General features: G+C 62.7%; 15 protein-coding genes. All 15 read left to right on the forward strand.

Annotated features, from left to right (window positions below):
- Positions 1-4: 4 nt before the first annotated feature.
- On the forward strand, positions 5-1042 hold the full coding sequence (locus Q1W26_RS03290) for a FemAB family XrtA/PEP-CTERM system-associated protein (protein WP_300435816.1): 1038 nt from the start codon (positions 5-7) through the stop codon (positions 1040-1042).
- A gap of 6 nt (positions 1043-1048) precedes the next feature.
- Positions 1049-2284 carry a TIGR03087 family PEP-CTERM/XrtA system glycosyltransferase gene (locus Q1W26_RS03295; RefSeq protein ID WP_300435818.1) on the forward strand — a complete coding sequence of 412 codons (1236 nt, stop codon included), beginning with the start codon at positions 1049-1051 and terminating at the stop codon, positions 2282-2284.
- A 17-nt stretch (positions 2285-2301) separates the two neighbouring features.
- Positions 2302-3492 (forward strand): TIGR03088 family PEP-CTERM/XrtA system glycosyltransferase, encoded by a 1191-nt coding sequence (locus Q1W26_RS03300; RefSeq protein WP_300435821.1) that lies wholly within the window; start codon positions 2302-2304, stop codon positions 3490-3492.
- 12 nt (positions 3493-3504) lie between these two features.
- The gene (locus Q1W26_RS03305; protein ID WP_300435824.1) at positions 3505-5436 is read left to right on the forward strand and encodes an XrtA/PEP-CTERM system amidotransferase; all 1932 of its coding nucleotides are present in this window, start codon (positions 3505-3507) and stop codon (positions 5434-5436) included.
- On the forward strand, positions 5437-6642 hold the full coding sequence (locus Q1W26_RS03310; protein ID WP_300435828.1) for a TIGR04063 family PEP-CTERM/XrtA system glycosyltransferase: 1206 nt from the start codon (positions 5437-5439) through the stop codon (positions 6640-6642).
- On the forward strand, positions 6639-7739 hold the full coding sequence (locus Q1W26_RS03315) for a glycosyltransferase family 4 protein (RefSeq protein ID WP_300435831.1): 1101 nt from the start codon (positions 6639-6641) through the stop codon (positions 7737-7739). Before Q1W26_RS03310 ends, Q1W26_RS03315 begins: the two co-directional genes overlap by 4 nt.
- 22 nt (positions 7740-7761) lie before the next feature.
- Positions 7762-9114, forward strand: coding sequence for a phenylacetate--CoA ligase family protein (locus Q1W26_RS03320; RefSeq protein WP_300435834.1), 1353 nt, complete (start codon positions 7762-7764; stop codon positions 9112-9114).
- Positions 9115-9171: 57 nt separating this feature from the next.
- Positions 9172-10512, forward strand: a complete 1341-nt coding sequence (locus Q1W26_RS03325; RefSeq protein WP_300435837.1) for a putative O-glycosylation ligase, exosortase A system-associated — start codon at positions 9172-9174, stop codon at positions 10510-10512.
- Positions 10513-10524: 12 nt separating this feature from the next.
- Positions 10525-12072 (forward strand): exosortase A, encoded by a 1548-nt coding sequence (xrtA, locus tag Q1W26_RS03330; RefSeq protein WP_300435839.1) that lies wholly within the window; start codon positions 10525-10527, stop codon positions 12070-12072.
- An 11-nt stretch (positions 12073-12083) separates the two neighbouring features.
- Positions 12084-13349: a glycosyltransferase family 4 protein gene (locus tag Q1W26_RS03335; RefSeq protein ID WP_300435842.1), complete on the forward strand. Its 1266-nt coding sequence runs from the start codon at positions 12084-12086 to the stop codon at positions 13347-13349.
- Entirely contained in the window at positions 13342-14757 is a 1416-nt protein-coding gene (locus Q1W26_RS03340; RefSeq protein WP_300435844.1) for a glycosyltransferase, read from the forward strand. Before Q1W26_RS03335 ends, Q1W26_RS03340 begins: the two co-directional genes overlap by 8 nt.
- The gene (locus tag Q1W26_RS03345) at positions 14754-15605 is read left to right on the forward strand and encodes an AAC(3) family N-acetyltransferase (RefSeq protein WP_300435847.1); all 852 of its coding nucleotides are present in this window, start codon (positions 14754-14756) and stop codon (positions 15603-15605) included. Before Q1W26_RS03340 ends, Q1W26_RS03345 begins: the two co-directional genes overlap by 4 nt.
- Positions 15606-15642: 37 nt before the next feature.
- Positions 15643-16830 carry a hypothetical protein gene (locus tag Q1W26_RS03350; protein ID WP_300435849.1) on the forward strand — a complete coding sequence of 396 codons (1188 nt, stop codon included), beginning with the start codon at positions 15643-15645 and terminating at the stop codon, positions 16828-16830.
- A gap of 290 nt (positions 16831-17120) precedes the next feature.
- Positions 17121-18557: a lipopolysaccharide biosynthesis protein gene (locus Q1W26_RS03355; protein WP_300435851.1), complete on the forward strand. Its 1437-nt coding sequence runs from the start codon at positions 17121-17123 to the stop codon at positions 18555-18557.
- A gap of 119 nt (positions 18558-18676) precedes the next feature.
- On the forward strand, positions 18677-19901 hold a 1225-nt coding region (locus Q1W26_RS03360; RefSeq protein WP_300435853.1), incomplete at its 3' end, for a glycosyltransferase family 4 protein.

The raw sequence follows: 19901 nt of genomic DNA on the forward strand, positions 1-19901 counted from the left end.
CAGAATGGTGTCTGTTGTGAATGTACGTCCGTGCGTGGCGGGGGATTCTGCGCGCTGGAACGAATTTGTCTTTGCCTGTCCAGACGCAACTTTCTTTCACAGAATTGAATGGAAGGACATCATGGAGTCGGTGTTTCGTCACCGTACTCATTACCTGCTCGCCGAGCGGGACGGGCAGATCGTTGCCGTGCTGCCTTTGGCCGAGGTCAAGAGCCGCCTGTTCGGGCATGCGATGACTTCGCTGCCCTTTGCCGTGTATGGCGGCGTGGCCGGTTGCGACAGCGAGGCGGTTGCCGCGCTCGAGGCGGCTGCAGAGGCTGTGGCCCGCAAGGCCGGCGTTCAGCATCTTGAATACCGTAACCTCAAGCAGCGGCATGCCGACTGGCCGAGCCAGGAGCTCTACGTCACCTTCCGCAAGGAAATCCTCCCGGACGAAGACGCCAACATGGCGGCGATTCCCCGCAAGCAGCGGGCGATGGTGCGCAAGGGAATCAAGAATGGACTCGTCAGCCAGGTCGACCCGAATGTCGATCGTTTCTTTGCGCTGTACTCCGATAACGTCCTGCGCCATGGCACGCCGGCGCTGCCGAAACGTTTCTTTGAAACCTTGAAGGCGGTTTTCGGGCAGGATTGCGAGGTGATGACCGTTTCGACGCCCGAGGGCAAGCCCCTTTCCACCGTGCTGACCTTTTATTTCCGGGATGAGGTGCTGCCTTATTACGCCGGTGATGATCTGGCCGCGAGGGATCTGGCGGCCAACGATTTCAAATACTGGGAATTGATGCGCCAGGCCTGTGCCCGTGGCTACAAGATTTTTGATTATGGCCGCAGCAAGATTGGCACCGGGCCCTACAACTTCAAGAAAAACTGGGGTTTCGAGCCGGTTCCGCTTTCGTATGAATACCGGCTCTACAAGCGTGACGCCGTGCCCCAGAACAATCCGATGAACCCGAAGTATCGTGCCTTCATTGCCATGTGGCGGCGTTTGCCCCTCGCTGTTGCCAACACGATCGGGCCGCATATCGTGCGCAACCTCGGGTAAGTGCCGGTGGCTGACGATCGCACTCCGCTCCTTTACCTGGTTCATCGCATTCCCTATCCGCCAAACAAGGGCGACAAGGTGCGCTCCTTCAATATCCTGCGCCAGTTGGCCCGGCGGCACCGGATTTTCCTCGGCACCTTCGTCGACCATCCGGACGACGTCCAGTACATCGACACACTGGCCGAGTGGTGCGAAGAAACCAAGGTGATCCGGCTCGATCCGCGTACTTCGCGCATCGCCAGCCTGCGCGGGCTGCTTACCGGCGAGGCGTTGAGCGTGCCGTATTATCGGAGCGCCGCGCTGGCCGAATGGGTCGGGCAGGTGGTGGCGCGCGAGGGCATCACCCAGGCCGTCGCCTTTTCTGGCCCGATGGCCCAGTACGTGGACGCGCCTGGCCTCAGGCGGCGCATCGTTGATTTCTGCGATCTTGATTCTGCCAAATGGACTCAATACGCCGGGGATCACCGCTGGCCGATGTCCTGGCTTTATCGCCGTGAAGGTCGCACCTTGCTGGCTTTCGAACGGGCCGCGGCCGCCAGAAGCGATGCCAGCCTGTTCGTCACCGATGCCGAGGCGGGGCTCTTCAAGGCCGCTGCGCCAGAAGTGATGGCGCGGGTCGGCACCATGCAGAACGGCGTGGATTCCGATTTTTTTTCCCCCGAGCACGATTTCGCCAATCCCTACCCGGACGGCGGCCCGGTGCTGCTGTTTACCGGGGCGATGGACTACTGGCCGAACATCGATGCGGTGGTCTGGTTTGCCAGCGAATTGTTGCCCAAGGTCCGGGCAAAATATCCTGACGCGCGCTTCTGGATTGTAGGCATGAATCCGGCGCCGGCCGTCCAGGCGCTGGCAGGGGAGGGTGTCACGGTGACCGGTACGGTGCCGGATGTGCGCCCCTATCTGGCCCACGCCGACGTGATTGTTGCGCCGCTCCGCATCGCCCGCGGCATCCAGAATAAGGTGCTGGAAGCGATGGCGATGGCACGTCCGGTCGTGATTTCTTCGGCGCCGGCCACCGGATTGGAGGCGGTCTCAGGGCGTGACTGTGAGATCGCCCACAGTGGGGATGAATTCGTTTCGCGTATCTTCGGGTTGTTGGCCAATGTATCATTGCGCCCCACAATGGGCCAGGCGGCGCGCCAGTGCGTGCTGAATCGCTACAGTTGGGCCGCGCACCTGGCTACCCTCGAAAACCTGCTTGATGCGCCGCACCATCCAAATGTTTCAAACGATACGTAGCTGGTAATTCAAGAGTAATGAACGATCCCCGTCCCCTGGTGATTCATGTTGTGTACAGCTTCGATGTCGGTGGGCTGGAGAACGGGATCGTCAACCTGATCAACCGGATGCCGGCCGACCGCTTCCGTCACATGATCGTTGCCCTTACTCAGTGCGTGCCGGCTTTTTCCGAACGCATCCAGCGGCACGACGTGGAATTCATCTCGTTGCACAAGGGTGCCGGCCACGTTCTCAAGCTCTATCCGGCGCTGTTCCGCCTGTTTCGCGAGAAGCAGCCGGCCATCGTTCACACGCGCAATCTTGCAGCGCTGGAGATGGTCGTTCCGGCCTGGCTTGCGGGCGTGCCCGTCCGTATCCATGGCGAACATGGCTGGGACAGCTTTGACCACGAAGGCACGAGCCGCAAGTACCGCCTCGTGCGCAAGCTCTATTCACCTTTCGTCAGCCGCTACGTGGCGCTGTCGCGCAAGATCGAATCCTATCTGCACGACAAGGTCGGTATTGCTGCCGGCCGTGTTCGACGTATCTGTAACGGCGTGGATGCCAGCCGTTTCGTGCCGGCGCCGGTGCGTCAGGAAATTCCCGGTTCGCCCTTCAACGATCCGGCACTGACGGTGTTTGGTGCGGTGGGGCGGCTGCAGGCCGTCAAGGACCATGCCTCGTTGATCCGCGCTTTCGGTGTTTTCGTTCGTGGTAACGCGGAAGCCGCGCGGCGGGCGCGCCTGATGATCGTGGGTGGCGGCCCCCTGCAGGGCATGCTGCAGGATCTGATCCGTGCCGAGCAGCTCGACGGCCACGTCTGGCTGGCTGGCGAGCGTGCCGATGTGCCGTCGATGATGCGCGGCATGAATGTTTTCCTTCTGCCGTCCCTGTCGGAAGGCATCTCGAATACCCTGCTGGAGGCCATGGCCACCCGCCTGCCCATCATCGCCACGGATGTCGGCGGTTCTGCCGAACTGGTGGTGGATGGGCAAACCGGCCGGCTCGTGCCGCCGGCCGACGTGGTCAGGTTGGCTGAGGCCATCGCCGAGCTTTTCGCCGACCCCGAAAAGGCGGCCGGGATGGGAGAGGCAGGCTGTGAGCGGGTACAGGCCCAGTTCAGCCTCGATGCCATGGTCCGGGCCTATCTGTCGTTGTACGAGGAGCAGGTCAAGGCTGGCCGCAACGGCGTGCAATCCGCGGCGCAATCCAGAAACGCCCTTCGCTGAGAGACACCATTCATGTGCGGCATTGCCGGTCTTTTTGACACCCGCGGCAGGCGTGATTTCGATCGTGACCTGATGAAGCGGATGAACGACATCCAGTTCCACCGTGGCCCGGACGAGGGTGATCTTTATTTCGAGCCCGGCGTTGCCCTGGGTCACCGCCGGCTGTCGGTCATCGACCTGTCCACCGGGCAGCAACCGCTGTTCAATGAGGACGGCTCGGTGGCCGTGGTGTTCAACGGCGAAATCTACAATTACCAGGAACTGGTGCCTGAGCTTGAAGGCCTGGGTCACCGTTTCCACACCCGCAGCGACACCGAAGTCATTGTTCACGCCTGGGAAGAATGGGGCGAGGACTGCGTGCTGCGTTTTCGCGGCATGTTTGCCTTCGGCCTGTGGGACCGCAATCGCCAGACCTTCTTCATTGCGCGCGACCGCCTCGGTGTAAAGCCCCTGCATTACGCGTTGCTCGACGACGGCACGCTGGTCTTCGGCTCAGAGCTCAAGGTGTTGATGCAGCATCCGGGCCTTGACCGGCGCATCGATCCGCTGGCCGTGGAGGAGTACTTCTCCCTCGGCTATGTGGCCGAGCCGCGCACGATCTTCAAGGGTGCCCGCAAGCTGCAGCCGGCCGAAAGCCTTTGCATCCGGCGTGGCGAGCCGATTCCCGCGCCCAAGACATACTGGGATGTACGTTTCTCCCTCGACAATCCGCTGTCGCTGGGCGAAGCCTGCGCCGAACTCACCGAACGTCTGAACGAGTCGGTGCGCCTGCGCATGATTGCCGATGTGCCGCTGGGTGCCTTCCTCTCGGGCGGGGTGGATTCCAGTGCCGTGGTGGCCTGCATGGCCGGCCAGAGCAGCGAGCCGGTCAATACCTGCTCGATGGCCTTTGACGATCCGGCCTTCAATGAATCCGAATTTGCGCAGATGGTGGCAGATCGCTACCAGACGCGGCATTTCGTCGAAACGGTCAAGTCTGACGACTTCGATCTCATCGACACGCTCGCCGCGCTCTACGACGAGCCCTATGCCGACAGCTCGGCCATCCCGACCTACCGGGTCTGCCAGCTGGCCCGCAAGCACGTCACGGTGGCGCTTTCGGGTGACGGCGGGGACGAGAGCTTCGGGGGTTACCGGCGCTATCGCCAGCATCTGGCCGAAGAGAAGATGCGCGGTGCGGTGCCCCACGGTGTGCGCAGCCCGGTGTTCGGCCTGCTCGGGCGGCTCTACCCGAAAGCCGACTGGGCGCCGCGCGTGTTGCGTGCCAAATCCACTTTCCAGTCGCTGGCCCGTGACGGCGTCCAGGCTTATTTTCACGAAGTGTCCATCCTTCGCGACGACATGCGGCGCAGGCTGTTTTCTTCCGGCTTCCGGCGCGAGCTTGCAGGCTACAACGCGATCGAGGTTTTCCGCCGGCACGCCGCCAACGCGCAAACCGACGATCCGCTGGCGCTCATTCAGTATCTCGATACCAAGACTTACCTGGTCGGCGACATCAACACCAAGGTGGACCGGGCCAGCATGGCCCATTCGCTGGAAGTGCGCGAACCGCTGATGGACCACACGCTCGTCGAATGGCTGGCCACCTTGCCGTCCGATCTCAAGATCAAGGGCCAGGAGGGCAAGTTCCTGTTCAAGAAGGCGCTCGAGCCGCTGCTTCCGAACGACGTGCTCTATCGCCCCAAAATGGGTTTTGCCGTGCCCCTGGCCCGCTGGTTCCGTGGCCCGCTCAAACAGCGCGTGCGTGATGCCCTGCTCGGCAAGGTGCTGGCCGAAACCGGCATCTTCAACCGCGATTACCTGGAGCATCTGCTTGACGCCCACCAGTCCGGAGCGCGCGACTACAGCGCACCCCTGTGGTCGCTGCTGATGTTCGAGGCCTTCCTGCGTAACACTCATCGATCGGCTGCCACGCCCCCCATGTCAGTCGCAACGGCCCCGTAAATGCGCATCCTTCATATTCTCGATCACTCCATTCCGCTGCACAGCGGCTACACCTTTCGCACCGCAGCCATCCTGCGTGAGCAGCGTGCGCTCGGCTGGGAAACCTTTCATCTCACCTCACCCAAGCAAGGCAGCACGGCCAATGCCGTCGAGGACGTGGATGGCCTGCGTTTCTACCGGTGCCCCGTGCCGCCGGCCGGCCCGGCGGGCATCAACGAGTTGCGCCTGATGCGCGCCACCGAGGCACGCCTCGAAGCGCTCGTCCGCGAACTCAAGCCTGACGTGCTGCACGCCCATTCCCCGGTGCTCAACGCCATTCCGGCGATTCGCGTCGGCAAGCGGCTGGGCATACCGGTGGTGTACGAAATTCGCGCCTTCTGGGAAGACGCGGCCGTTGACCACGGCACCACGGCCGAAGGCAGCCTGCGCTACCGGGCCACCCGAGCCATGGAAACCTGGGCCATCAAGCGTGCCGGGCATGTGTTCACCATCTGCGAGGGCCTGCGCCGGGACATCATTGGCCGGGGGCTTCCCGAGAGCAAGGTGACGGTCATCCCCAACGCGGTGGACGTGGAAGGCTTCCAGCTTTCCGGCGAGCCGGACGCCGCGCTCAAGCAAAAACTCGGCCTCGACGGCAAGACGGTGCTCGGTTTCGTCGGCTCGTTCTACGCCTACGAAGGCCTGGACCTGCTGCTCGACGCGTTTCCCACGCTGCTCGAGCGGCACGCCGAGCTGCGCATCCTGCTCGTGGGGGGCGGCCCCCAGGACGCCAACCTGAAAGCCCGGGCCGAACGCCTCGGCATTGCCGACAAAGTGGTGTTCACCGGCCGCGTTCCCCATTCCGAGGTCAGCCGCTACTACGACCTCATCGATTTGCTGGTCTATCCGCGTCACTCGATGCGCCTGACCGAACTCGTTACGCCACTCAAGCCGCTTGAAGCCATGGCCCAGGGCCGGATTTTCGCCGCTTCGGATGTAGGCGGGCACCGCGAACTGATTCGCGACGGGGAAACCGGCCGTCTTTTCGGCGCCGGAGACGCGACCGCGCTGGCCGATACCGTGAGCGCCATGCTCAACGGCCGCGAGAACTGGCCGGCGATGCGTCAGGCCGGACGGCGTTTTGTCGAGGAAGTGCGCAACTGGAAGAACAGCGTGCGCAACTACACGGCCGTCTATCGAGCCCTCATCGGGCGGCAGGCCGGATGAGTGTTTCCGGGTTGCGCATCCTGTTGGTCGGACCACTGCCGCCGCCGGCTGGCGGCATGGCCAGCCTGACCCGACAACTGGCCGATCTGCTGGACGCGGAGGGCGCCCGGGTCGAACTCGTCCAGAACAATGCCCCGTATCGGCCCGCATGGGCCGGGCGCCTGCCGGGCCTGCGGGCGTTGTTCCGCCTGGTGCCCTATCTGGTGGCCCTGTGGCGTGCTTGCGGGCGCGCCCAGCTGATGCACCTGATGGCCAACTCCGGCTGGTCCTGGCACCTGTTTGCCGCACCGGCGATCTGGATCGCCCGGCTGCGCGGTACGCCGGTCATCGTGAATTACCACGGCGGCGAAGCGGCAGCCTTTCTCGCGGGGGCTGCCCGCTGGGTGCTTCCGTCGCTGCGCCAGGCGCAGGCCATAGTGGTGCCTTCGGGCTTTCTCGTCGAGGTGTTCGCCCGTTACGGCGTTGCCGCGCGCATCGTTCCGAACGTGGTCGATCTGCAGCTCTTTACGCCGCGATCTGCGGTGCAGCAGGGCGCTGATGCGCCGCACATCCTGGTTGCCCGTAATCTCGAGGCGATCTATGGCGTCGATGTCGCCCTCAAGGCCTTCGCCAGGTTTGTCGCTGTTTTTCCTGGTGCGAGGATGTCCGTTACCGGTTCGGGCCCGGCCCGGGCCAGTCTGGCAGCCCAGGCCGAGGCGCTCGGAATCGCTGGCAAGGTGTGCTTTACCGGGCGGCTGGAGCGTGCCCGCATGGCTGAATTGTTTCGTTCGGCCGACATACTGCTGAACCCGAGCCGTGCCGACAATCTCCCCGGTGCGCTGCTCGAAGCCCTGGCCAGCGCGGTGCCGGTGGTGGCCACCCGGGTCGGCGGGGTGCCCCATGTCGTCGAGCACGGCCACACGGCGCTGCTGGTGCCGGTCGATGACGATCTCGCCATGGCCGATGCCATGCTCACGCTTCTTCGTGACAAGGCGCTGGCGGCCCGCCTTGTCGAGGCGGGCCTTGCGCAGGTCGCCCGCTACGAATGGAAATCCGTTCGCCCGCAACTTCTTGCCGAATACCGCGCAGTACTGCAACCCGGCGACGCTATCGTCTAGGCCTGCAGAACAGGAAAAAGCCATGTCTGATCTCTACACCCGATTCATCGCCAACCTTGTCTTTCCGCTCCAGGAGCGCGTCAAGAAGCACGACACCGTGCGCGTGCGGCGGCAGATGGAAGAATCCCAGTGGTGGTCGGCAGAGCGTATCGCCGCCCTGCAGCTCGAGCGACTCAAGGCTTTCCTGACCGATATCGGTGCGAATGTGCCGTATTACCGCGAGCTGTTCGCCAGCACGGGCTTCGATCCCCGTGCCGTAAAGAGCACGGCGGATCTCCAGGCCCTGCCGTTCCTGACCAAGGCCGTCATCAAGGACAATACGGACGCGCTGCGCGCCGACGACGCAAAGGGCCTGGCGCGCTTCAATACCGGCGGGTCCAGCGGCGTGCCGCTGATCTTTTTCATCGGCACCGAACGCGTTACCCACGACGTGGCGGCCAAGTGGCGCGCCACGCGCTGGTGGGATGTGGACATCGGCGATCCGGAGGTGGTTGTGTGGGGCTCGCCGATCGAACTCGGCACTCAGGACCGCATGCGCCTGATCCGCGACAAACTGATGCGTACCGAGCTGCTGCCGGCCTTCGAGATGTCCGACGAGCGTGTCGAGGCCTTCATCGCCCGCATCCGCGACATGCGTCCCAAAATGGTGTTCGGCTATCCGTCAGCCATCAGCCATATCGCCGGCTACGCCGAAAAAAAGGGCCTCCGGCTCGATGATCTGGGCGTCAAGGTGGTTTTTGTGACCTCGGAGCGCCTTTACGATCACCAGCGCGAAGTCATCAGCCGGGTCTTCGCGTGCCCGGTTGCCAATGGCTACGGCGGGCGCGATGCGGGCTTCATCGCCCACGCCTGCCCGTCGGGCTCGATGCACATCACCGCCGAGGATATCGTCGTCGAAATCATCGACGGGGCAGGCAATGTGCTGCCCCACGGGCAGAGCGGCGAAATCGTCGTGACCCACCTTGCAACCAGAGATTATCCGTTCGTGCGCTACCGCACGGGCGATGTCGGTGTCCTGAGCGATCATGCGTGTCCCTGCGGGCGGGGCCTGCCGGTACTCAGCGAGATCCAGGGGCGCAGCACCGATTTCGTGATCGCGGCAGATGGAACCGTGATGCATGGCCTTGCCCTCATTTATGTTCTTCGGGATATTCCGGGCGTCGCTTCGTTCAAGATCGTCCAGGAGACGACCCTGCTCACCACGGTGTTCGTGGAGCCCGGCAAGCTTTTCAAGGCAGAAGACGTGACGCGCATCGAGGATGGCCTGAAACGCCGGCTCGGCGATGCCGTCACCATTGATGTCAAGCTGGTGGATGTCGTGCCGGCGGAGGCGTCCGGCAAGTTCCGCTACGTGATCAGTCGCGTGGCGGCCTGATTTTTCTCGGAGGGTTCATCCTGGTGGTGTATCTGTGGTCTGACTGGGGCAAGGCTCGTGCGTGATCTTCTGGTAACAGCGCTGTTTTGTTACGGCGCAATGAAGGCGTTCAAGCACCCCTATTTTGCAGCGCTGCTGTGGGTCTGGATCGGCCTGATGAACCCCCACCGTCTGGGCTGGGGTTTTGCCTATTCGATGCCGTTCGCCATGATGGCTGTCGGCGTCCTGGTGATCTCGATGTTCGCGAACCCCAAGGATGTGCGCTGGCCATCCAGCGGCCCGGTCAGGGTGTTCATCCTGTTTGCCGTCTGGATGGGGCTGACGACCGCATTTGCGATCCATCGCGAGGAAAGTACCTACATGTTCCTCAACGTCATCAAGGTCATGGTGGTGACGCTGGGGGTTGCTGCGGTGGTGCGGACACGGGAGGAGATCCTCGGCCTTGTCAGCGCGATTGCCCTGTCCCTCGCCTTTTACGGCGCCAAGGGCGGCTGGTTCACCCTGGTAACCGGAGGTGCGTTCCGGGTGTGGGGCCCCCCGTCCACCGTCATCGAGGGCAACAATGAACTCGCGGTGGGGCTGATCATCACGATTCCGCTGCTGTATTACATGGTGCTGCAGGCCGACAAATTGTTGGTCTTCCCCTGGCTCGAAAAGCTTGGCGTCAAGTGGTTGAAGCGCTCGATTTTCGTTCTGATGCTGCTGTGCGCGATTTCCGCCATAGGCAGTCACTCGCGCGGTGCGCTGTTGGCAATGGTTGCGATGGCGACCATGTTGTGGTGGCGGAGCAAATCCAAGCTTGCCGTCGGCCTGGTGGTGTTGCTGCTTTCGCCGGCCCTGATCTTCTTCATGCCCGACGAGTGGAGTTCGCGCATGGGAACCATTCAGACCTACGAGGCAGACCAGTCTGCCATGGGTCGCATCAATGCCTGGACCATGGCAATCAACATTGCCAACAACCGGATTTTCGGCGCCGGCTTCACGACTGATTCGGCGCTGATCTATCAGATGTATGCCCCGAACCCCAGCGAGTTGCTGGTTGCCCACAGCATCTACTTCCAGGTGCTCGGCGCACACGGCTACATCGGCTTGTTCCTGTATCTGCTGTTCTGGTTCCTGACCTACCTTACGGCGGGGCGGCTCACCAAGGTGGCCAGAGGGCGCCCCGACCTGGAGTGGGTCGGGCAGCTCGGCGCGATGATCAAAGTGAGTATTGTCGGCTTCGCCGTCGGCGGGGCCTTCCTCAGCCTGGCGTTCTGGGACATGCCTTTCTATTTCATGGTCCTTCTGGTGGCGACGGAAAACTGGGTTAAAAACAACCGGGCCGAAGAAACCGCCCCGGGTGTGGCGCAACCTGTGGTTAGCAACAGCATGGGCCGGCTAGAGGCCTCGAGGTAGTGAGTAAATCCGATGACATCCATTGACCGTCAATTGAAATCCGCCGAACCATTGATCGCGGGAGCGCGTCCCGGCAGCGGGTGGTTGGCTGCCGGCCTGGTTCTGGCTGTCTGGAGCGCCATCCTCATCAGTTTCCGCTCGCATGTCGCCATGGTGCTGGAGGCGTGGGAAACCCTGCCGAGCCACGCCCATGGTTACGTGGTACTGCTGATCGTCGGCTACCTGCTGTGGAACAAGCGACCGCAACTGCAGGGGCTGGCGTGCCGCCCGTCGTGGAAGGGATTGGCGGCATTGGCACTGGCAGGTTTGCTGGCCATGCTGGGTGAGATGGTTTCGGTGGCGGCCGTGGTCCAGTTTTCCATCGTCTTCATGCTTTTCTGCGCAGTGTGGGCCGTAGCCGGCGACAGGGTGGCGAGGGTGACCCTCGGCCCCCTGAGCTTTCTGCTGTTTGCCGTTCCGTTCGGGGTCGAGGCCCTGCCGGTGCTGATGAACTGGACCGCCGACGCCACGGTGCTCGCCTTGCGCTACACCGGCGTGCCGGTTTTTCAGGAAGGGCGCAATTTCGTCATCCCCAGCGGGCAGTGGTCGGTGATCGAAGCCTGCGGCGGTATCCGCTATCTGCTGACTTCGGTCTTCATCGGAGCCGTGTTTGCTTATCTGACCTACACCCACCTCTACAAGCGGGCGCTTTTCATGGTGTGGGCCGTGATCATGCCGCTGGTTGCAAACTGGGTACGGGCCTACGTGATCGTGATGGTCGCCCATCTGACCAATAACGAGTGGGGGCTTGGCATGAGCCACCTGACCCTCGGGTGGGTCATCTTCGGGCTGGCCATTTTTGCGAGTTTCGCGGTCGGCGCACGCTGGCGCGACCCGTTGCCGGTTTTTCAGCCGCAGCCGCAGGGGGCGAGCAGCCCGATGGCGGTGGTGTTGGCTGCCAGCGTGCTGGCGGCAGTCATTCCCTTTGCCTGGCATGGCATGGCGGCAGCCATGGAGGGGCAGGGTGACAGCCGGGCGCCGCTGCTTCGCCTCGACACCCTGGCCAGCCTTGAACAGGACCCCGCTGCCACGAGCGGCATCCGTCCGGAATTCCAGGGGGCTCGCGCCGTTCATCAGGCCAGCTATCGCTACAAGGGCGAGCCGGTGGATGTGTATGTGGCCTATTACCGCAATCAGCGCCAGGGGGCCGAGCTGGTGAGCGTGTTCAACAGGCTGGAGCCGAGTCACGACTGGAACTGGTCGATCTCCTCGCATGTAAGCCGTAACAGCCCGACTGTGCCTGAGGTGCGCCTGGAGGGTTATGTCAAGGGTGACCGGCACGCGGCGGTCTATCACTTCTACTGGGTTAATGGGACGACGACAACCAGCGACGCGGGCAGCAAGGTGCTCGAAATGATTTCCCGCTTGCGTGGTCGGGGCGATGATGCCGCGGCGATCACCATCACGGCCTACAGCACGGACAACCTGGAAGCCGCACGGCTCAAGACCGAAGCCTTCGCCGCCGAACATCTGGCCGGCGTGCTGGCCGACCTGTCGCGCACGGCCGAGGCGGGCCGGTGAGGGGCGAGGGAATGAACCAGACGCCCAACCCGACGCCCGAAACGGGAGCCTGCCTGATGGTGGCGAGCATCTTTACGCCGATCCAGGGGGGCTCGGCAACGGTCTATGCCAATCTGTGCCGCTTTGCTCCAGAGGGCAGGATGGTGGCGCTGGCCACCCGTCGCCACTACCAGGACGGCGTCGAGATTCCCGGCTGGGAGGCCCACGACGCTGCCTGCACCTTTCCGATTTACCGGCTCGACCTGCTGCGCCCCGAGATGGCGCCGCCGCCTGCCAACAAGCTCGTCTCGGCGTGGCGCTTCCTGACCATCGACATTCCCTTGCGCCTGAAGGTGGTGACGACCGTCTGGCAACTGATCCGCAAGCACGGAATCAAGGTGATCTGCATCGGCGAGCTGGCCTCCACGGCCTGGCTTGCCGAGTTTTTCAGGCGCGTGCTGGGCATCCGGATGGTGCTTTACGTGCATGGCGAAGAGATCACGACCCGTTTTGATGCGGGCTCATTCGGGAGCCGCCGGGTTGCCCACCTGCGGGCTGCCGACGCTGTCGTCGCGGTGAGCCGCTTTACCCAGCGTGCTCTGGTCGAGCAGATGGGCGTGGCGGCGGATCGGGTTTGCCTGATCGAGAACGGTGTGGATACCCAGCGTTTTTCACCCGGCCCCGATGATCCGGCCTTTCGTGCCCGATACGGGCTGGGCAGCAGGCGGCTGGTGGTTGCCGTTGGCCGCCTGGTGCCCCGCAAGGGTTTCGACAAGACGATCAGCGGCTGGGCGCGAGTGCTCGCGGCACACCCCGATGCGCAGCTCGTCATCATCGGAGACGGCCCGCAGCGGGCCGAGTTGCAGGCCCTGGCGGATGCCACGGGTGTTGCGGGCAGCATCACGCTGACCGGCGCCGTCAGCGATGCCGACCTGCTTTCCGCCTATCGCAGCGCAAGCCTGTTCGTGATGCCCAATCGCACGATGCCTGACGGTGACACGGAAGGCTTCGGGCTGGTATTTCTTGAAGCCAATGCCTGCGGTCGCGCCGTCATCGGTGGTCGTGCCGGCGGTGCAGTCGAAGCCGTGCGGGACGGGGAGAGCGGGCTTCTGGTCAATGGCGAAAATGTGGATGAAATTGCAGATGCAATCATCCGGGTGCTTGGCGACGACGCCATGCGCGCCCGGCTGGAAACCGGCGGGCTGAAGCACGCGCAGGCAAACAGCTGGGCAAACCGGGTGCGGATCTTCCAGGATCTGTGCCGGAAGTTGCAGTCAAAGGGAGAACACAATGTCTGAGCCGCGCACCCTGCTGGTGATCGCGGGCGAATTTCCGCCACTCAAGACCATCGGACGAATCCGCACGGTCAAGTTTGTCGAACAGCTTCGGCAATATGGCTGGCGCTCGATTGTCATTACCCTCGAACCCTCGGGCACCGAGGGCAACTACGACCCGTCGCTGATGGCCGAGATTGCCGACGGCGTCGAGGTGGTGCGTTTGCGCCTGCGCAACCGCGAGGTTGAAATCGCCGATGCCGTGAAGCGTCTGCTCGGCCGCAAGCCTTCGGCCGCGGTCAGTCCGGCCGCTGCGCCGGCTGCCGGCGTTCAGCCCGCGCCGCGCCCCATGTCGTCCCAGCGCAGTGGCGGCCTGATGGATCACGCCCACGACTTCACCCGCTGGGTGATGCGCAATTTCGTGGACGTACCCGACAACTACCGCCCCTGGGCCGACGAAGCGCTCAAGGCCGCCCGCCGGCTGTGTGCCGAGCGCCGCATCGACGCGATCTACACCACGCTGCCGCCGTTCTCCAGCATGCTGGTCGGGCACGATCTCCGGCGTGAAACCGGCCTGCCGTGGATCGCCGACTACCGTGACCTCTGGTACGGCGACGTGCTGCGCGAATGGGTGCCCGAGTGGCGCAAAAAGCTCGAACTGCGCATGGAACGCCGTCTGCTCAAGGAAGCCGACGTCGTGGTTACGGTGTCGGAGCCGAAAACGGCTTACATGCAGCGCCTTCACCCGACGATCAAGGCGCGCTGGGAAACCCTCACCAACGGCTACGACACCGAACTCTACGGCGACCGCCTGCGGACCCGGCCTTTTACCCAGGACACCGTCGAGTTTGTTTACACGGGGCGGCTGTTCAAGAATCGTCGCGGCTACGCCTTCGCCGAAGCGCTCGGGCGCATCCACCGCGCTGATCCGGCGGCGGTCAGCCATGTGCGCGTGCGCATTCTGGGCGGGGTCGAGCCGTCGATCCGTCAGCGCTACGACCAGATCCTTTCCGAGTACGGCATCGCCCATCTCTACGATTTTGCCGGTGATGTCAGTTACGCCGAGGCGATGAATGCCCAGGTCAATTGCGACTATCTGCTCCTGATCGTCGATACCGGCGAAACCTCCGACGGTGTGATTCCCGGCAAGTTGTTCGAATACGTCTCGGTGCGGCGCCCCATCTTTGCCCTGTGCGATCCCGGCGCCACCCAGCAGATCATCGAGCGGGCGCGGCTTGGCCGCGCGGTTCCCGCCGAATCGGCCGAGGCCTGCGAAGCAATGCTGCGCGAATGGCTGAAGAAGCCGGTTCCCGAAACCGTCGATTCCGACGACGCCTACCTTGCCCAGTTTGATCGCAAGGCAATCACCGCGCGTTTTGCCCGTCTGCTCGACGAAGTCGTGGACGCCTCAGCGAAATCGGGGGGGCGATGAGCGTCAAAGCCCTCAAGCAATGGGTCAGGCAGACCGCTGCCAAAACCGTTTGGGCCTACGGCCCGGACAAGCTCGTCCGGCAGTTGAAGGCCTGCGGCGTCGTGCCGGGCTGCACGCTGATCGTCCATTCCTCCTGGCTGCCCTTCAACGGCTTCCAGGGCAAGCCCGCCGACGTGGTCCGGGCGCTCAAGGAAGCGGTCGGGCCCGAAGGTCTTCTCGTGATGACCTCGATGCCCTACCACAACATGAGTTCGGCACAGTGGCTGGCCAAGGGCAAGCCCATGAACGTGCGCCGCAGTCCGTCGATGATGGGTCTCATTTCAGAGGTGTTCCGGCGCAGTGAACATGTTTGCCGCAGCCTGAGTGTCACGCATCCTCTGTTGGCCTGGGGCCGCGATGCCGAGGCTTTTATCGAAGGCCACGAGAACGCCGAAAAGCCTTTCGGTGCCGCATCGCCGTTTGCCCGCCTGCTCGAGCGTGACGCGCTGATCCTGGGTTTCGATGCGCCGTTTGCCAGCTTCACCTACACCCATTTCGTCGAGGATCAACTCGCCGCCACGCTGCCGTGCGCGCTCTACGAGCCCGACAACCGTTCGGGTGTCGTGATCGACCGCAACGACCGGCAGATCGATTGTTCCGTCAAGGTCATCTCGGCCCAGGCCAACAGCCTGCGCCGGGAATCCCGCCTGGTTGAACACCTTAAGAACACGGGCGTCCTGCATGTCGGGAAGATCGGCAACACGCGCCTGACCTGGATCCGGGCGGTGGACCACAGCCGGGAGTCGGCGCGTTTTGTCGGCACCGGCGGGCATTTCTTCGACGCTCCGGCGGCAACGCCAAACGCCTGACCCCAAAAGCTATCTTGAATCAGACCTGGAAACCGCGATGAGTATCAGCGAAACCCTCCGCCAGAAGCAGCTTGTCCTGAAAGACAGGTTCGGCATCGGCATGACCACGCCCGCAGACAACCGCGTCCACCTCGATGCGGCGATCGCCTGGCTGAAGCACGCCCAGGACGTCACCGGAAACGGCGGCGTGGCCCAGACCTATCTCGTGAAGTCGCGCCACTGGGCGCCGTCCTACCCCGAGACGACCGGCTACATCATTCCCACCCTCTACCGCTACGCCGACATCGCCGGCGATGATGACTCCCGCGTGCGGGCCCGTCGCATGGCCGACTGGGAAATCGACATCCAGCTACCGGGCGGCGGCGTGCTTGCAGGCGCTCTCGGCGACTCCGACAAGCCCACCGTGTTCAATACCGGGCAGGTGATCTTCGGCTGGGTGCGCGCCTTTGAGGAAGAGCAGGACGATCGCTACCGCGATGCCGCGGCGCGCGCCTGCAGCTGGCTGTGCGACATCATGGACGACGATGGCTGCTGGCGGCAGTTCGGTTCCCCGATGACCATGGCGGGAACCTCGATCAACACCTACAACACGCGTTCGGCATGGGGCCTGGCCCGCACCCACGAAATAACCGGCGAGAAGCGCTTTCTCGATGCGGCGATACGCAACTGCGAATGGGCGCTGACTCAGGCCCGCGCCAACGGCTGGCTCGAATCCAACTGCCTGCAGGACAGCACCCAGCCCTACACCCACACGATCGCCTATGCCATGCGTGGCCTGATGGAAATCGGCGCCTATGCCGGGCGCGAGGATTTCATGGCCGTAGCCCGCAAGATCGGTGACGCGATGCTGGCCGCGCTGCCGGCCGACGGCTTCATGCCGGGGCGCTTCAACGACCAGTGGAGTCCTACCGTCAAGTGGTCCTGCCTGACCGGCGACTGCCAGCTCGGCATCAACTGGGGGCGCCTGTTCCAGATTACCGGTGAAGCGCGCTACCGCGACGCGACGACGCGCATCCTCGGCTTCGTCAAGCGCACCCAGCCCCTTTCCGCCGAAGACAGCAATGCGATCGGCGGCATCAAGGGTTCTCATCCCATCGACGGCGGCTATCACCCCTGGCAATACCCGAACTGGGCAACCAAGTTCTACGCGGATGCGTTGATGATGGACATGGCGAACAGAAGCGGCGGCCATTACGGGCTGACCGGTCAGGCAAAGGCAAAGTGAAAATCTGAACATCCGGCCGGGGGCGACGCGGGTTACCTGCCTCGCCTGTTCCGGATCTGGATGCGCCAGTCGGCCGGGGCTGCAGGCGGTAATCAGGGCGCGCTGCGGTTAGGGCGTCCGGACTACCGGGTTCCAAGGCTTGCCGAATAGGCTCACCGAAGCTCCGTCGCCTTCAAATAAATGGGCTTGAATACCGAACCACCAGAAAACGGCAGCATGAAGACAAACGCTTTGAACGCAAAAAGCTCGGGAAATCTTGCTTCCTCATATTCTGGTCAATAAAAATAAACATGTCCATCCGGCGCGCTGTAATTTTCTCGACTCTCCAGCGCTATTACGGTTTCGTAATAGCGTTCATCTCTACCATCGCCGTCTCGCGGCTGCTGTCGCCGGCAGATCTCGGCGCCTTCTCCGTGGCCATGTCGGTTGCAGGCGTGGCGACCAGTTTCAGGGAGTTCGGTGCTTCGGCATTCCTGATCCGCAGCCCCACGCTTGAAAAGCACCATGAATCCTGCGCCTTTGGTCTGACCCTGCTGCTCGGGGGCGGCCTGGGTCTTGTCCTGGTAGCAGTGGCAAAGCCGCTAGCCCTGTTTTTTCGCACCGACGAAGTCGCGGACCTCGTGTGCATACTGTCACTCAATTTGTTCCTGCTACCCTTTGGTACGGTGAATAACGCGCTGATCCGGCGCCAGATGCAGTTCGATCTCCTGGCCCGCATCAACGTCATCTCCGTGACTTTGGGTTTCTTCGTCACTCTGGGCCTTGCCTGGCTGGGTTTTGGTGCCTATAGCCTCGCCTGGGGCGCAGTGGCTTTCTCGCTTTTCAGCTCGGGATTCTCGATTCTCTGGGGGCCGGCACCTGCCATCATCCGGCCGCGTTTTACGGGCGGGGGCGACATGATTCGTTTCGGCTCGCAAACAACGGGCCTGTCGGTTCTCTGGGATATCAGCTCGCGCTATTCCGATTTTCTTCTCGGCAGAATGCAGGGCCTTGCGGCAACCGGTCTCATGTCGCGTGCTGCCGGGCTGGCCAATAACGTCAATGATGTCCTGCTGAGCGGCTTTGGTGCTGTCGCCCTGTCCTATTTCTCGCAACTTCAGCGCGAGAAGGGTAATCCGCTGGCGACACACTTGCGGCTTGCTGCCTTGGTCACCGGGCTTGGATGGCCTGCTTTTGTCGGTCTTGCCTTTTTTGCCGAGCCGCTCACTCTCGCCCTCTATGGCGAAAAATGGCTCGGTATTGTGTTGCCGCTCCAGATCCTCTGCCTGCAATACTGCCTGGGCCTGCCTTTCTCGTTTCAGTACGAACTCGTCATGGCCAAGGGGTCGATGGATAAACAGGTCAAGGCCATTGTCTTCATCGAGATTTTCAGGATCGTTGCAGTAACCGTCGGCGCAATGTGGGGGCTGATTGGCGTTGCGGTGGCTCTGGTCGTAACCCAGCTGTTTGCGACGCTGAGCTGTTCTTTGGTGGTCTGGCCGACAATCAATGTGGGCTGGGCGGATTATTGGGTCGTGATCAAGACCAATCTGTCCATCACGGCGGTGACTATTGCCTGCTGCTGGGGGGCTCTTGCCCTGGCCCATCAGTGGAATGCGTCGTACGTGCAGTTGATACTGGTCGTTGGCCCCGTCGTGGCGGTGTGCGTTCTGGCCGGCTACGCAGCCTTGCGTCACCCCTTGTTCGTCGAGGTGATGAAATTGCTTAAGGGCTGGCGGCCGGCCTAGATTTCAGTGCGTATTTAAATGAATTCTCCCCGCCTGGGCGGATGTTGATCAAGACGGATTACTGCATCAATGTCTTTCCAAGCGTGCCGGAAAAGTGAAGTTATGGGTGAAGGGCCAAAATGCGATCTCTCCTGTTTCTGACGCCTGTTGTTCCCATGGTGTCGGGCAACGGCGCCAGCATGCGTGCCGGAATGGCTCTGGAAGCCTTGTCGAAGACTTATCGTGTGACGCTGCTTATCGTCAGCCAGAATCCTTCTGTTACCGAACAGAGCGTCCCGCCCGAGATGCGCAGTCTTTGCGAAAGAGTCTGGGTGAGGGGGCTCGGAGACGACGACCGAAACAGCGTGGCGGGCCGGATCCGGTCATTGCCGTCCGGCGCCCGCGAAATTGCCCAGTTTTTCTGGCCGAATCCCCTCGAACTCGGCTGGGTGCCAAAGGCTTGGCTGCGTGATATCAAGGCGTGGCTGGGTGCTGCACAGTTTGACCAGGCACATGTTTTCCGTTTGTCCATGATGCAAATTGCCAGCAAGGTGTTGCCGGTAAAGGTTCCACTGGTGCTCGATCTCGACGATATCGAGTCCAAGGCCTTGCTGCGCCTTACCGAACTGCAGCGGCCGCAGCTCGGCCGCCTGACCAGTGCGGTTCGGCGGCGTGAGGCAGCCAAACTGGCCAAAGCCGAAAACCAGGTGGTTGCTCGGGCAAATCGGGTGCTGGTGTGCTCGGCCGCGGATCGTCGCGAATTGGCGGCCCGGCTGGGTGACGGAAATGTCGCAGAAATGCCCAACGGCATAAGGCTCCCCGATGCCTTGCCCGAGCGACGCAGGGAAGGGGCTTTCAAAATATTGTTCGTCGGCAGCCTGGACTATGCGCCGAATCAGGATGCGCTCGAAGTGCTGGCGCAGGGCCTGGCGAGTCACGTCGCAGAGGCTATTCCCCAGGGGGTGACGTGGCGTATCGTGGGGCGACGCCCGCCCGCTTATCTGGTGGATATGGCCAGAAATGCCGGTCTGGATCTGGTTTCCGATGCGCCGTCTCTCGATGAGCATTACCAATGGGCCGATGCGGTGATCGTTCCGCTGCGCAGCGGTGGCGGTACCCGAATAAAAATCCTCGAAGCCGCTGCGTGGCAATTACCCGTGGTGTCGTCGACCATCGGAGCCGAGGGGCTCGAGCTCCGGCACGATCAGGATCTGCTTATCGCCAATACCCCTGAAGAGTTTTCGGAGGCTTTCTCGAGACTGGCAGGCGATGAGTCGCTGGCTACGGAAATCGCCCGTGCCGGCCGTAAGAAAATTGAAGAAATTTACGCGCAGACTGCGATTTCATCCAGGATTCTGGCAATTC

The sequence above is a fragment of the Zoogloea sp. genome, assembly GCF_030157465.1.
Taxonomy (GTDB): Bacteria; Pseudomonadota; Gammaproteobacteria; order Burkholderiales; family Rhodocyclaceae; genus Zoogloea.

What these genes read in the sequence shown, in the direction of transcription:
- Q1W26_RS03290 (WP_300435816.1), top strand. Translation starts at nt 5, where the DNA reads ATGGTGTCTGTTGTGAATGTACGTCCGTGCGTGGCGGGGGATTCTGCG.
- Q1W26_RS03315 (WP_300435831.1), top strand. Translation starts at nt 6,639, where the DNA reads ATGAGTGTTTCCGGGTTGCGCATCCTGTTGGTCGGACCACTGCCGCCG.
- xrtA (WP_300435839.1), top strand. Translation starts at nt 10,525, where the DNA reads ATGACATCCATTGACCGTCAATTGAAATCCGCCGAACCATTGATCGCG.
- Q1W26_RS03320 (WP_300435834.1), top strand. Translation starts at nt 7,762, where the DNA reads ATGTCTGATCTCTACACCCGATTCATCGCCAACCTTGTCTTTCCGCTC.
- Q1W26_RS03335 (WP_300435842.1), top strand. Translation starts at nt 12,084, where the DNA reads ATGAACCAGACGCCCAACCCGACGCCCGAAACGGGAGCCTGCCTGATG.
- Q1W26_RS03340 (WP_300435844.1), top strand. Translation starts at nt 13,342, where the DNA reads ATGTCTGAGCCGCGCACCCTGCTGGTGATCGCGGGCGAATTTCCGCCA.
- Q1W26_RS03300 (WP_300435821.1), top strand. Translation starts at nt 2,302, where the DNA reads ATGAACGATCCCCGTCCCCTGGTGATTCATGTTGTGTACAGCTTCGAT.
- Q1W26_RS03355 (WP_300435851.1), top strand. Translation starts at nt 17,121, where the DNA reads ATGTCCATCCGGCGCGCTGTAATTTTCTCGACTCTCCAGCGCTATTAC.
- Q1W26_RS03310 (WP_300435828.1), top strand. Translation starts at nt 5,437, where the DNA reads ATGCGCATCCTTCATATTCTCGATCACTCCATTCCGCTGCACAGCGGC.
- Q1W26_RS03345 (WP_300435847.1), top strand. Translation starts at nt 14,754, where the DNA reads ATGAGCGTCAAAGCCCTCAAGCAATGGGTCAGGCAGACCGCTGCCAAA.
- Q1W26_RS03350 (WP_300435849.1), top strand. Translation starts at nt 15,643, where the DNA reads ATGAGTATCAGCGAAACCCTCCGCCAGAAGCAGCTTGTCCTGAAAGAC.
- Q1W26_RS03305 (WP_300435824.1), top strand. Translation starts at nt 3,505, where the DNA reads ATGTGCGGCATTGCCGGTCTTTTTGACACCCGCGGCAGGCGTGATTTC.